The organism is Jatrophihabitans sp. (genome assembly GCF_051960575.1).
In the GTDB taxonomy this organism is placed as follows: Bacteria; Actinomycetota; Actinomycetes; order Mycobacteriales; family Jatrophihabitantaceae; genus JBQCEE01.
Window position 1 is genome coordinate 51,103 of sequence record NZ_JBQCEE010000420.1, and the last position, 10,875, is coordinate 61,977.

The 10,875-nt window shown below is 71.8% G+C and carries 22 protein-coding genes; all 22 read left to right on the forward strand.

Annotated features, from left to right (window positions below; all coding sequences use genetic code 11):
* The first annotated feature begins 15 nt into the window (after window positions 1–15).
* The 22 genes from ACTHMS_RS23560 to ACTHMS_RS23665 all read left to right on the forward strand — a co-directional run bounded on the left by ACTHMS_RS23560 (window position 16) and on the right by ACTHMS_RS23665 (window position 10,789).
* Window positions 16–822 carry a hypothetical protein gene (locus tag ACTHMS_RS23560; protein WP_440309090.1) on the forward strand — a complete coding sequence of 269 codons (807 nt, stop codon included), beginning with the start codon at window positions 16–18 and terminating at the stop codon, window positions 820–822.
* Window positions 819–1,031: a hypothetical protein gene (locus tag ACTHMS_RS23565; RefSeq protein WP_440309091.1), complete on the forward strand. Its 213-nt coding sequence runs from the start codon at window positions 819–821 to the stop codon at window positions 1,029–1,031. The genes ACTHMS_RS23560 and ACTHMS_RS23565 overlap by 4 nt, the downstream gene beginning before the upstream one ends.
* Window positions 1,028–1,675, forward strand: coding sequence for a hypothetical protein (locus ACTHMS_RS23570; protein WP_440309092.1), 648 nt, complete (start codon window positions 1,028–1,030; stop codon window positions 1,673–1,675). The genes ACTHMS_RS23565 and ACTHMS_RS23570 overlap by 4 nt, the downstream gene beginning before the upstream one ends.
* On the forward strand, window positions 1,672–2,043 hold the full coding sequence (locus tag ACTHMS_RS23575; protein WP_440309093.1) for a DUF4326 domain-containing protein: 372 nt from the start codon (window positions 1,672–1,674) through the stop codon (window positions 2,041–2,043). Before ACTHMS_RS23570 ends, ACTHMS_RS23575 begins: the two co-directional genes overlap by 4 nt.
* Window positions 2,040–2,567: a hypothetical protein gene (locus tag ACTHMS_RS23580; protein WP_440309094.1), complete on the forward strand. Its 528-nt coding sequence runs from the start codon at window positions 2,040–2,042 to the stop codon at window positions 2,565–2,567. The genes ACTHMS_RS23575 and ACTHMS_RS23580 overlap by 4 nt, the downstream gene beginning before the upstream one ends.
* Complete coding sequence (locus ACTHMS_RS23585; protein ID WP_440309095.1) at window positions 2,567–2,752, forward strand: hypothetical protein; 186 nt, start codon at window positions 2,567–2,569, stop codon at window positions 2,750–2,752. The genes ACTHMS_RS23580 and ACTHMS_RS23585 overlap by 1 nt, the downstream gene beginning before the upstream one ends.
* Window positions 2,749–3,249 carry a hypothetical protein gene (locus ACTHMS_RS23590; RefSeq protein WP_440309096.1) on the forward strand — a complete coding sequence of 167 codons (501 nt, stop codon included), beginning with the start codon at window positions 2,749–2,751 and terminating at the stop codon, window positions 3,247–3,249. Before ACTHMS_RS23585 ends, ACTHMS_RS23590 begins: the two co-directional genes overlap by 4 nt.
* Window positions 3,246–3,638, forward strand: a complete 393-nt coding sequence (locus ACTHMS_RS23595; RefSeq protein ID WP_440309097.1) for a hypothetical protein — start codon at window positions 3,246–3,248, stop codon at window positions 3,636–3,638. Before ACTHMS_RS23590 ends, ACTHMS_RS23595 begins: the two co-directional genes overlap by 4 nt.
* The gene (locus tag ACTHMS_RS23600) at window positions 3,626–3,778 is read left to right on the forward strand and encodes a hypothetical protein (protein WP_440309098.1); all 153 of its coding nucleotides are present in this window, start codon (window positions 3,626–3,628) and stop codon (window positions 3,776–3,778) included. Before ACTHMS_RS23595 ends, ACTHMS_RS23600 begins: the two co-directional genes overlap by 13 nt.
* A complete protein-coding gene (locus tag ACTHMS_RS23605; RefSeq protein ID WP_440309099.1) occupies window positions 3,772–4,107 on the forward strand; it encodes a hypothetical protein in 336 nt (111 codons plus the stop codon). The genes ACTHMS_RS23600 and ACTHMS_RS23605 overlap by 7 nt, the downstream gene beginning before the upstream one ends.
* A gap of 7 nt (window positions 4,108–4,114) precedes the next feature.
* Window positions 4,115–4,315, forward strand: coding sequence for a hypothetical protein (locus ACTHMS_RS23610; RefSeq protein WP_440309100.1), 201 nt, complete (start codon window positions 4,115–4,117; stop codon window positions 4,313–4,315).
* A complete protein-coding gene (locus ACTHMS_RS23615) occupies window positions 4,312–4,491 on the forward strand; it encodes a hypothetical protein (RefSeq protein WP_440309101.1) in 180 nt (59 codons plus the stop codon). Before ACTHMS_RS23610 ends, ACTHMS_RS23615 begins: the two co-directional genes overlap by 4 nt.
* 68 nt (window positions 4,492–4,559) lie before the next feature.
* Window positions 4,560–5,585, forward strand: coding sequence for a hypothetical protein (locus ACTHMS_RS23620; protein ID WP_440309102.1), 1,026 nt, complete (start codon window positions 4,560–4,562; stop codon window positions 5,583–5,585).
* The gene (locus ACTHMS_RS23625; protein WP_440309103.1) at window positions 5,582–6,010 is read left to right on the forward strand and encodes a hypothetical protein; all 429 of its coding nucleotides are present in this window, start codon (window positions 5,582–5,584) and stop codon (window positions 6,008–6,010) included. The genes ACTHMS_RS23620 and ACTHMS_RS23625 overlap by 4 nt, the downstream gene beginning before the upstream one ends.
* Complete coding sequence (locus ACTHMS_RS23630; protein ID WP_440309104.1) at window positions 6,007–6,189, forward strand: hypothetical protein; 183 nt, start codon at window positions 6,007–6,009, stop codon at window positions 6,187–6,189. Before ACTHMS_RS23625 ends, ACTHMS_RS23630 begins: the two co-directional genes overlap by 4 nt.
* Entirely contained in the window at window positions 6,186–6,425 is a 240-nt protein-coding gene (locus ACTHMS_RS23635; protein ID WP_440309105.1) for a hypothetical protein, read from the forward strand. Before ACTHMS_RS23630 ends, ACTHMS_RS23635 begins: the two co-directional genes overlap by 4 nt.
* A gap of 240 nt (window positions 6,426–6,665) precedes the next feature.
* On the forward strand, window positions 6,666–6,962 hold the full coding sequence (locus ACTHMS_RS23640; protein WP_440309106.1) for a hypothetical protein: 297 nt from the start codon (window positions 6,666–6,668) through the stop codon (window positions 6,960–6,962).
* A gap of 13 nt (window positions 6,963–6,975) precedes the next feature.
* Window positions 6,976–7,152: a hypothetical protein gene (locus ACTHMS_RS23645; protein ID WP_440309107.1), complete on the forward strand. Its 177-nt coding sequence runs from the start codon at window positions 6,976–6,978 to the stop codon at window positions 7,150–7,152.
* A gap of 318 nt (window positions 7,153–7,470) precedes the next feature.
* Window positions 7,471–7,965, forward strand: coding sequence for a hypothetical protein (locus tag ACTHMS_RS23650; protein ID WP_440309108.1), 495 nt, complete (start codon window positions 7,471–7,473; stop codon window positions 7,963–7,965).
* Entirely contained in the window at window positions 7,962–8,669 is a 708-nt protein-coding gene (locus tag ACTHMS_RS23655; protein WP_440309109.1) for a hypothetical protein, read from the forward strand. Before ACTHMS_RS23650 ends, ACTHMS_RS23655 begins: the two co-directional genes overlap by 4 nt.
* Window positions 8,670–8,687: 18 nt before the next feature.
* Window positions 8,688–10,346 carry a phage terminase large subunit gene (gene terL, locus ACTHMS_RS23660; protein WP_440309110.1) on the forward strand — a complete coding sequence of 553 codons (1,659 nt, stop codon included), beginning with the start codon at window positions 8,688–8,690 and terminating at the stop codon, window positions 10,344–10,346.
* A gap of 2 nt (window positions 10,347–10,348) precedes the next feature.
* Window positions 10,349–10,789, forward strand: a complete 441-nt coding sequence (locus ACTHMS_RS23665) for a hypothetical protein (protein ID WP_440309111.1) — start codon at window positions 10,349–10,351, stop codon at window positions 10,787–10,789.
* The last annotated feature ends 86 nt before the right edge of the window (window positions 10,790–10,875 follow it).

A 10,875-nucleotide genomic window follows, 5' to 3' on the forward strand; every position in this document is an offset into this window, starting at 1 on the left:
ACGCTGGCGGCGTTGATGCCGAAGACCCCGGACTACTGGTACCGGTTCTGGACCGAGATGCCGTCCGACCCGAAGATCCGCAGCCTCACGCCGACGCAGCGGTGGATCTGGGCATGCGTCCTCGCCGCCGCCAGGAAGTCGCCGGAGCCAGGTGTCCTGCTGCTCTCACCAGGTGTCCCGATGACCGGCCGGCAGCTCGCCGACTTCGCCGGAGTGCCCACCCGCGAGGTCGCCGTCGCCCTCAGAAGGATGCGAGAAATGGGCCTAGTAAAGGTCGAGAAAGACACCGTGTTGGTCCCGAGATTCAGGGCCAGAAACCCCGCTTCAGATTCCTCCACGGAGCGGGTGCGTCGACACCGCAACGAGAAGCGAAACCTCGACAGACAGGGCGCTCTAGACGTCGATGCAACGTTACAAAACAGTTCCAACGATCAGACGATGCAACGTTCCAAGCCCGTTCCTGTAACGCCACAGAAGAAAGAAGTAGAAGAAAGAAGTGTTGTTAACCAGTTAGAACCGGGGGGGAGCGAAACGCTCCGCGCGAGCAACACCACCCCCACCCCCACAACCAAAGGCTGCCCTGAACACCCCAGCGGCACCGACCGCCCCTGCCACGGCTGCCGCCGCGTCCGCGAAGCCGAAGAAGCCGAAGCCACCGCAGCCACCGCACGCAAGAAAGCCGAACGCGCCGCACGAGCCGCCGCCATCCGAGCCTGCCCCGACTGCTCCGGCGACGGCTGGCTCACCGACCCCGACGGCAAACCCCTCGAACGCTGCACCCACCCACGAGCACTCCGCGCCATCGAAGGAGGCAACCCATGACCCCACCAACCCGCAGCCCACGACCTCTCGACCGCCCAACCGAGCCGCCGAAGACCCCCACGCAGCGCGCCGTCCTCGGCCTCGCCGCGGTCGCGTGCTGGCTGCAGGCCGTCGTCGGTGCGCTGCTGCTGCCCGGGATGCTCGGGTGGGGTTGGGCTCTCGGTGGGCTGCTGATCGGCGCTGCGCTGGTGCTGGAGGCGTCGGCGTGATGGGCGATGGGCAGACGACGGCGGTTGTCGCTGCGGTGCTGAACCTGGCGGTGGTCGTGCGGGACGAGGGCCCAGACGCGGTCCGGGACGCGGTCGGGACCGTGCTCGCCGCGGCCGGCGGCGACGCGGCGGCGGCGCTGGTCGCTGCGGCCGCGCTGGTGCGGGTCGACGTGCCGGTGGACCGGTGGTGGCAGCGTCCGCTGCCGCGGCTGAACGAGGCGCCGCTGCGGTCGGTCACGAAGCCGGTGTCGCTGGTGAAGAAGCCGCGCCGCCCGCCGCGGCCGTTGGCGGCGTGTGGGACACACGCGGCGTTCGTGCGGCACAAGGCGCGGCGGGAGCCGCTCGACGACGCGTGCATCGCGGCGGAGCGGGAGTACCAGCGCGCTCGGTACCAGGACGCGCACGGCCACCGGGCGAAGCCGTCTGGGCGGGCGAACCCACGGACGGTCGCTGCGCCGGCGCCGCCGGACGAGACGGCGATCGAGCGGGCGATGCGGGGCGAGTACGTGGTGCTGACGCAGATCGAGTTCGCGACGGCGGTGGCGACGTTGACGGCGCGGGGCCGGTCGGCGTTGGAGATCGCGGAGTTGCTGCACACGACGCCGCGGACGGTGCAGCGGCATCGCGCGAAGGAGGCGGCGTGACCGCCCCGGCCCGGGTTCAGCTGTCGCGCGCCGCCGGGTGGCGGAAGCCCGAGGGCGCGATCGTCGTCGCCCGCCCGAGCAAGTGGGGCAACCCGTTTCGCGTGGTCGAGTGCGCCCGGCGGGCGTGCGGCGTGACGCCCGGCTACTGCCTCGAGCTCGACCGGCACGGGTTCGACCACCAGCGCACGGGCCACAACCTCGCCGCCGCACGTGGGCGGGCTGTCGAGCGGTACCGGCTGTACCTGCCGGTCGACGTCAGCGAGGTCCTCACCGAACTGCACGGCCGGGATCTCTGCTGCTGGTGCCCGCTTGAGGACCCGTGCCACGCCGACGTCCTGCTGCAGATCGCGAACGGAGCCCTCCTGTGACCGAGATCGTGCACCGCGCCCCGCTCGGCGGCGATGTCGTGACGCCGTGCTGCCACCGGACGCCGTTCGAGCTTCCGCTCGATGACCGCATGACCGTCACCGACGCCGACGTGACCTGCGGCGTCGAGCAGGAGGCCGTCGCGCAGCCATGCTCGCACTGCACGTCGTTCCGCACCGTCGAGCCCGGCGCGGGCACGTGCGCCGCTGACGCGCCGATCGAGATGTGCCGCCGGTTCGAGGCGGGCATGTGCCCGGTCGCGCTGCCTGACCTTGGCGACGTCGTCGCGCCCGGCGCGTGGACCGCGCAGACCGACATGACCGGCCGAGACGTGCTCGCCGACCTCGAGGCCGCGCGCCGCCTGCTCGCGCCGCGGCAGCGTCTCGTCGTCGCCACCAGCGATGTCGCCGACCAGATCCGCGCCGCGATCGCCGACGACCCGCAGTACGCCCGCACCGACGTCGAGGTCTCGCCGTACGTGCCGCCCGGCAAGGTGTTCGTCGTCCCGCTCGAGGACGGTGCCTGATGGCGCCGCGGAGCGACGACCAGCACGCACCCCTCCGGCACGAGATCCGCATCGGCGACCCGTTCTCGATGTACCGCGAGGTGCGGCCGACCGAGCCGATGTTCGCGTGCGACGTCTGCGCGGCGGCGGTGCCGCTGCTGTCGCTGCAGACCCACCTGACGTGGCACGCGAGGACCGGCCGATGACCGGCGACGTCGTGGCGCAAACGCGCGCCCTCCACCTTGCCGAAGAGACCCACGAAGGACTCGACCGGTGCCAGCTCGACGGCTACCTGTGGCCGTGCCACGCCATCTTGCTGGCCGATGAGGCCGAGCGGCTGCGTCGCGGACTGGACGTTGAGACGCTGGCGAGTGCGAACGACCGCATCACGGCGGCTGAAGCGGTTGACGCCGCTGTGCAGCGCGCCGAGCAGGCCGAACGACGAGCCGAGCGATCGCACTACCTCGTCCAGCAGAACCGCGCGCGCGCCGAGCAGGCCGAGGCGCTGTACCGCGACACCTTCGCAACGCTCAACGGCGAGATCGAGCGCTACCGCTCGGCGTGGTGGAGCGCCGCCGCGGCTCGTGTCGCCGCCGAGGCTCGCATCGCCGCCGCGCTCGCGCTGCTCCGCAACCTGGCCGCGCCGCCCCTCGTCAGCGACGTCGCGCGCGCCCTGACCGGGCCGACCGAGGCGACGACATGAGCCGCGTCGCCGTCGGCCAGCTCGAACTCCCACGAGCCCACGACCTCCCACCCCGCTGGGACGGCCACCGCATCGAATGGCACGGCTGGCACGCCCAACCCGCGCAGGTGTTCATCTGCCCGCCCTCAGCCGCCAAGCCGCAGCCGTGCGTGCGCTGCGGATCCATGACCGAGCAGGTCATGAACCGCGGCACCGTCTGGGTCAACCTCGACGACCTCGCCATCCCGGCGGTCCGCCGCGGCCGACTCCACGCCGAACGGGTCGCCACGACGCTGATGGCGTTCCGCTGCGTCGACTGCCACCACGACCAGGTCCACGACATGACCCACGGCGACGTGTGGGACCTCGACCCGACCGACTACGCCGACGAAGGGTCGTGGCAGCAGTGAACCGGGATCAGCACTGGCGGGCCCTGCTCGGCGACATCGCGCTCACGTACCTGACCGTCGCGTTCTGCGTGCTCCTCACGCTGTTCGTCGGCGCCATCGCGGCGTGGGTGTACCGCGGCGTCCGGTGGCACAAGTGGTGACCGCCGCGGGCCGGTGCCGGGTCACCGTCGACTGGTACGACCTCGACATCACCGCCCGCTGCACCCTGCCCGCCGGCCACCTCGACTTCCACACCGACGGCGTCCGCTGGTTCACCACCACCGGCCTGCAGCGCCCCGCATGCCTCGGCGAGCCCGAGCACGTCGCCCGCGGCACCGCGGCCGGCGCGAAGCGACTCGACCCCGAACGGGCACGGCGCCGCGCCGAAGTCCTCCACCAGACCACCGGCAGCGGGCGCCAACGCCCAGCACGGCCACGGAACCACCCGACCCGGCACCCGAGCACCCCCAACACCGCAGAGAGGCACTGAGCCCGTCATGGTCAGCGAGACGTTCACCGGAGACACCGCCTTCAAGGGCGGCGCGTTCCTCCCACCCGCACGCTCAACACCCGAGGAGCGGGCGCTCGCGCGCAGGTACGTCGCCCGCACCGCCGCCCGCTTGTCCGACCAGCCCGCGCGCGACGCCCGGACCGTCCTCGAAGCACTCGGCCTCCTCGACGAACCAGCCACCGCGTGACCGGCATGCAGCGCGTCGATGCGCTCATCGTCCGCATCGACGCCGAACTCGCCGCCAACACCGCCGACCGCGACACCCACCTCGACCCCACCCCAGCCGACCTCGTCGCAGCTCGGAAGCTCCCACCCGAAGCCGCGACCTGGTACCAGACCCACCGGAAGGAAGCGACCGCGTGACCCCAGCGGCCACACCCTGCCCACGCTGCCAACGCCCCACCGCGGACGGCCTGATCTGCGACCAGTGCATGCGCGTCTTCCACCGCCTCGTCGGCCAGTCCACGCAAGGGATCCAGCTGTCGCTCCGTGACCTGCTGCCGGACCTCGCCGTCCTCGTCCGCAGGCAGGACCAGACGAACCGGGGCGACATCCACTACGCCCGCCGCGACGTTCTCGCCGAGGTCGGCGCCGTCGCGGACGCTGAACAGGCCGCCATCCCGGCTGCCCTGCGGACGAAGCACGGCCGGGTCGCGCTGCCGGCGCACCCGCTGCCGGTGAACATCGACGCCGCCGGGCTGCAACGCGCTGTCATCGCCACCATCGCCACCGCGGTCGCGTCGGTCCGGTCGTGGCGGAAGGCCCGCGTCCACGCCGGACCCGCGTGCGGCGACTGCGGCCACTGGTCGTGCATGGTCATCCGCGGCGACCACAGCGACGCACGCAACGATGCCCGCGCAGCTGCGCTTCGCCCGCTCGCGTACCTCGAGGCCGCCGCGCCGCTCGTCCGTCGCTGGGCCGGCGGCCCGCGGCTCATCAACGACCTCGTGCGGCACGCCGCCGCGATCGAGCAGGCCATCGACTCCCGCGCACCCGAGATCTACCTCGGCCCGTGCACCGCACCCGACGTGAAGACCGAGACCAACGCCGCTGGTGTGATCACCGTGCGGGCGGACGAGATCTGCGGCGTCGACCTGTACGCCAACCACCAGGACCAGGCCGTCGACTGCCCGGCCTGCGGCACCACCTACAGCGTCGCCGACCGCCGCGAATGGGTGCTCCCGAAGATGCGCGACGTCTGGGCCCGCCCCGCAGAGATCGCCGACTCGCTCTCGTCGCTGGACTTCCCGATCACCCGGAACAACCTCGACCTGTGGATCTCGCGGGACAAGCGCCGCTACCGGCCGGACCGGCCATGGCTGTTCCCGTTCCCGCCGATCCTCGCCGTCGGCATCGACGACGACGGCAAACCGCTGTACCGGTTCGGTGATGTGGCCGACCGGGTCGAGCACCTCCGCGCCGAGAAGGCCCGGACCGAACAGGAGGCAACCCGATGAACCAGAACCAGTGGTCCGAGCAGAAGCGACACGTGCACCTCGACATCGAGACCCCGCACGGTCAGCTCTTCGTCGACACGGAGATGAGCCAGACCAGCTACGACATGGACCGCACCAGCATCTCGCTGCAGGCGACGATCCAGGTCGCCAAGCGGGATGAGGACCGCGTCGTCAGATGGATGCAGAGCGCCCTGGTCGACGCGCTGTGCCCCAAGACCGAACCCGTCGTCGGTCAAACCGACTCGGAGGACCGCCAGGGCTACGGCACCGAGAGCGAGACCGACCAGGGTCCGGCGCCCGAGCGGCCGATCGCGATCAACATCTTCGTCAAGAAGGGCGACGGCGAGGGCGGTGCCTTGCTCGACGCCGACGGGCTCGCGCGCGCTGTCGCCCGTGGCATCCGTCGGGCCGGCGGCCGGTCGTGAGCGGCCTGCCACCCGAGGGCTGGGACGCCGACATCGACCCCGCCCTCATCGAAGGCGCCCGCGCGATGCGGCAGATGTTCCTCGCGCTGCAGGTCGCCGGGTTCACCTCGACCGAGGCCGCGCAGATCATCGGCGCGATGCTCGCCGCCCAGAACGCACAGAACACGCGGTCGTCGTGACGGCGCCCGTGGTGCAGCCGCAGCCGTCGCCGGTGCAGTGGAAGATCACGCCACTGCCGCAGGCGCCCGGCGGCGCGGTGGTCATCGAGGCGCAGCACGTCGCGGGGTCGTTCGTGGGGTTCGTCGATCCGGACACCGCGGAGCAGCTCGCGAATGGGCTGCTGCAGGCGGCGCGGCAGGCCCGGTCGGGTCTGGTCGTGGCGCCGGCGGGTGCGGTGCCTCGGTTCAGCGGCTGACCAGCACCGTTCTGTGTGGTTTTGGTTGGATTCCACAGGATGTGTTTGGGCGACACGCCATTCGGGTACACAGGCCAGCCGCCACGTGACAGGTAGATTCGCACTGGCAGACGTATGCCCCGACACCGATCCGGGCCGAGCCTGAGCCTCCGTCTCCACCCCCCCCAGAACGCAGCAGCCCGCGGTGCCTCGAACCCCGCGGGCTGCTCGCATTTCTCCCACCCCGACAGGAGCACCAGCATGTCGTTCAGCTTCGCCGTCCCCTCCGGCCCCGCATCCGAGTTCGCCGACCGCGCCGCCAAGGCCAAGGCCGACCTCGAAGCCGCCAGCGCCGCCAACGACTACGCGCTGACGCAGCTCGCGTCCGACACCGCCGACGCCGCGATCAAGGCCGCGACCGAGGCCGTCGCCGCGCTCGGCGACGGGATCGCCGCCGCGAGCATCGGCGGCCACCACTCCACCGACGGCGTCACCGGGTCCAGCATCAGCGTCAACGTCACCGTGACGCCGGCGCCGAAGCCCGCCCCGACCGCCTGACCACGACGCGCTGATGCCCGAGCCGACGCGCGAAGAACTCCGCCGCCAGCTCGGGCACGCGTCCGCCATGAAGGCGAAGGCGCAGAACGACCTCGTCGACGCGATCCTCGCGGTCGACGCCGCGGCCGAGCGGATCGACGTCCTCCTCGAGCGGCTCGCCTCCACACGGCCTCGGCCGTCGCACCTCTGAGTTTCCGAACCGGCCCGGGCTGATCGCACGGGCTCCCACTCACGCCCGGTGTTCTGCCGCAACGTACCCACGCCGCCCGCCAGGACGGGCGCCGGGGAGACGCGGCAGGCCCGCGCCTTGAGTCCGGTGGCCGACCGGCCCGGGCCAGTTCGGAGCAGCACCACCGCCGCCGCACTCGGCTTCGTCGGGGCCAGCGCGGCGGCACCCGCACCCCCCATTGGGTTGCCGTGGATCGCCCCGCACGGGCGGCTCGCAGTGCTCGGAACACGGCCGAGCGAGCCGCCCCACCCGACGACACCCCAGAAGGGCGGTCCAGCGATGCGCGGAGACATCGGCGTCACGCCCTCATCCGGCTGGGTCGCCGCCTGCATCCGCTGGATCACCCGCGCACCCGTCGCCCACGCGTTCCTGTCCGTCGACGACCGGTCGGACTGGATGATCGAAGGACGACCCGAAGGCGCCGGGTACGGCCACTCGAAGACGTACCGGCAAGTCGAGTGGCTCACCGCCCTCTCCGCAGGCCTCACCGGCGCGCAGCGCGACGAGATCGTCGCCTGGGCCACCGCCCACCGCGGCGCCCCGTACTCGTGGCTCGACGACGCCGCGATCGGCTGCGGCGACCTGTTCCACGGCTGGGTGCCCGGCTGGCTGAAGAAGCGGGCCCGCTCCGACGCGACGCTGATGTGCTCGCAGCTCGTCGTCGAGGCCTACCGGGCCGCCGGCGTCGATCTGTTCCCGCACATCGCCGGCGGCGTCGTGTCGCCCGGTGACCTGTGGCGGCTCAACCGCGACCGCACCCAGGCGACGGCATGAGCAAGAAGAAGCCGACCGGCCAGTACAACGACGACGGCAGCTACGGGTGCGAGCAGTGCGGGCAGACGCACCGCAACCCCCAAGGCCGCCGCGTCTGCTCCAAGCACAAGTCCCCGAACCGTGGCGGCGGCCCGTGCTCCGCCCCGGCGATGCGCGGCCTCGACTGCTGCCGCACCCACGGCGGCATGGCACGGCAGGCCCGCGCCGCCGGCGAGCACCGCGCCGACATCGAAGACACCCGCCGCAAGGCCGAACAGAAGCTCCGCGCGCTCGCGTTCCGCGCCTCCGGCGAACCGGTCCCCGCCGACGTCGACCCGTCCGACATCGTCGCCCAGCAGCTCGTCATCCGCCTCGCCCGCGTCCAGTGGTTCGCCGCCCAAGTCGGCGAAGTGATCGAGCGCGACCCCCGCGGCCTCGTCTGGGGCCGGACCAAGAAGAAGGTCGGCGGCGACGACCACGGCACCACCAGCGAGGCCAAGCCGAACGCCTGGTACGTGCTGTTCGCCGAAGCCGAACGCGACCTCGAGCGGCTCTCCCTCGAAGCGATGAAGGTCGGCCTCGAGGAGCGCCGCGTCCGCCTCGCCGAGAGCCACGCCGAGATGCTCGTCCGCGTCCTCGACGCCGTGCTCGTCGACCTCGGGCACGACCCGAACGATCCGGAGACCGCCGCCGTCGTCGAACGGCACCTCCGCATCGCCGTCTGACCCTGAGGGTGTGAGCGCATGACCGCGGCGGTCGCCCTCGCTGCTGCGGACCGGTACGCACGCCGCGCGCAACCGCTCGCCGGCCGACGGTGGGCCACCCCGGGCGACCTCGCTCGCGCGATCAACCCCGAGACCGTCCAGACCGAAGCGCTCGACGTCATCGACGCAGAGACCGTGCGGGCGTGGACGACCCCGGACGCGCGGCTGATCATCAGCATGCCGCCGCAGGAAGGGAAGTCCGAGCGGGTCACGAAGACGTCGACGCTGTGGGCGCTCACCGACAACCCCGACCGGCGCATCGCGATCGCCTCGTACGCGATGTCGCTGGCCGAAGGGTTCGGCGGCGACATCCGGAACTGGATCACCACCCACGACGGCACCGACGGCACCCTCGACCTCGGCCTGCGGATCGCCCGCGACAACGGCGCCAAACGCAGGTGGCGGATCGCCGGCCGCAAGGGCGGCATCATCAGCGTCGGCATCGGGTCCGGGTTCACCGGCCGCCCCGCCGACGCCCTCGTCATCGACGACCCGTTCTCCGGCCCCGAGCAGGCCGACGTCGAGTGGTACCGCGAGAAGGTGTGGGAGTGGTGGCAGGCCGTCTCTGGCCCCCGCCTCGCCCCGGGCGCACCGGTCATCGTGATCCTCACCAGGTGGCACGAAGACGACCTCGCCGGCCGGCTGATCGCCAAGCAGGCCGAGGACGCCAAGTCCGGCGCCGAGCACTACGACCGTTGGCGGGTCGTCAACATCCCCGCCCTCGCCGACCACGACCCAGAGAAGGGCCAGACCGACCCGCTCGGGCGGCAGCCCGGTGTGTGGCTCAACTCGGCCCGGAAGCGGACCGTCGCCCAGTGGGAAGCGATCCGCCTCGCCCGCGGGTCCCGCGTCTTCAACGCCCTTTACCAGGGGCGCCCGTCGCCGGACTCCGGCAACGTGTGGCGCCGCGGCTGGTGGGCCCGATACGAGACGCTGCCGATCAAGCTCGACGCGGCTGACGAGGTCATCCAGTCCTGGGACATGACGTTCAAGGACACCAAGGGCTCCGACTTCGTCGTCGGGCAGGTGTGGGCCCGCAAGGGCGCCGAGGTGTTCCTGCTCGACCAGGTGCGGCGGCGGATGTCGTTCACCGAGACCGTAGCCGCGGTGCAGGCGATGACGCTGAAGTGGCCGCAGGCGAAGGCGAAGCTCGTCGAGGACAAGGCGAACGGCCCGGCGGTCCTGGACTCGCTGCGCCGGAAGGTCCCCGGCCTCATCGCGGTCACCCCGACGGAGTCGAAGCTCGCGCGTGCGTACGCGGTGTCGCCGTTCGTTGAGGCCCGGAACGTGTATCTGCCGGACGCGTCGGTGGCGCTGTTCGACGTGCAGGGGCTGATCGACGAGGCGGCTGCGTTCCCGAACGGGACGCACGACGACCAGGTGGACGCGACGTCCCAGGCGTTGGCGAGGTTGCTCTTGGACGGCACCGGCGCGGCGGCGTGGACGGAGTGGCTCCGCAAGCGCGCCGCGCAGGCTGCGGTCGCCGCGGCGTCGGCGTCGGTCGAACCACAGCCGGCCGCGGGAGCGGCTGAACCGGCCACCACCGCTACGGGACCCGCGCAGACGAGCACACACATGGATGCGCGGGCTGCGGCCCGCCAGGCGGCCTTCAAAGCGGCCCGGGGAGGTGGACGGTAACGATGGCGGACGAGACCGTGACCCGACCCGGCACCGGCATGCAGGTCGTCCGCCTCGGCGACGGCACCCCGATCGACGTCGTCGCCGCTGAGCACGCCGCCGGGATGGACAACACCAACCCGTTCGCGCCCGGCACACCGATCCCGGCGCTGCAGGGCTACGAAGGCCGGCCGCGGCACCAGGACTTCATCACCGGGTACAACATCGCCGCCCGGCCGCGGTCGCAGGAGCGCGTCGCGTTCTCCACGCTGCGCGAACTGATCAAGGCCTACGACGTCGCGCAGATGTGCATCTGGCACCGCATCGATTCGGTGCGGTCGCTGAAGTGGGACCTGGTCGCGATGGACGGCTACGAGGGCCGCGACATCGACCAGGCGCGCGCGTGGGGCATCAAGGCGCTAAATGTCGTGACCCGAGAGGTTGTTGACGGCGTGCCTGCTTGAAATAGGGAGGACCTCCCGGCGGAGTGGATGTGTCTAGGCATGCACTCCAAGGAGGTCCTCTATGGCTCACGCTAATGCCCGTACCA

Coding starts and splice junctions, on each gene's coding strand:
- ACTHMS_RS23560 (WP_440309090.1), top strand. CDS start 16: ATGCCGAAGACCCCGGACTACTGGTACCGGTTCTGGACCGAGATGCCG.
- ACTHMS_RS23565 (WP_440309091.1), top strand. CDS start 819: ATGACCCCACCAACCCGCAGCCCACGACCTCTCGACCGCCCAACCGAG.
- ACTHMS_RS23585 (WP_440309095.1), top strand. CDS start 2,567: ATGGCGCCGCGGAGCGACGACCAGCACGCACCCCTCCGGCACGAGATC.
- ACTHMS_RS23590 (WP_440309096.1), top strand. CDS start 2,749: ATGACCGGCGACGTCGTGGCGCAAACGCGCGCCCTCCACCTTGCCGAA.
- ACTHMS_RS23595 (WP_440309097.1), top strand. CDS start 3,246: ATGAGCCGCGTCGCCGTCGGCCAGCTCGAACTCCCACGAGCCCACGAC.
- ACTHMS_RS23610 (WP_440309100.1), top strand. CDS start 4,115: ATGGTCAGCGAGACGTTCACCGGAGACACCGCCTTCAAGGGCGGCGCG.
- ACTHMS_RS23620 (WP_440309102.1), top strand. CDS start 4,560: ATGCGCGTCTTCCACCGCCTCGTCGGCCAGTCCACGCAAGGGATCCAG.
- ACTHMS_RS23625 (WP_440309103.1), top strand. CDS start 5,582: ATGAACCAGAACCAGTGGTCCGAGCAGAAGCGACACGTGCACCTCGAC.
- ACTHMS_RS23640 (WP_440309106.1), top strand. CDS start 6,666: ATGTCGTTCAGCTTCGCCGTCCCCTCCGGCCCCGCATCCGAGTTCGCC.
- ACTHMS_RS23645 (WP_440309107.1), top strand. CDS start 6,976: ATGCCCGAGCCGACGCGCGAAGAACTCCGCCGCCAGCTCGGGCACGCG.
- ACTHMS_RS23650 (WP_440309108.1), top strand. CDS start 7,471: ATGCGCGGAGACATCGGCGTCACGCCCTCATCCGGCTGGGTCGCCGCC.
- ACTHMS_RS23655 (WP_440309109.1), top strand. CDS start 7,962: ATGAGCAAGAAGAAGCCGACCGGCCAGTACAACGACGACGGCAGCTAC.
- terL (WP_440309110.1), top strand. CDS start 8,688: ATGACCGCGGCGGTCGCCCTCGCTGCTGCGGACCGGTACGCACGCCGC.
- ACTHMS_RS23665 (WP_440309111.1), top strand. CDS start 10,349: ATGGCGGACGAGACCGTGACCCGACCCGGCACCGGCATGCAGGTCGTC.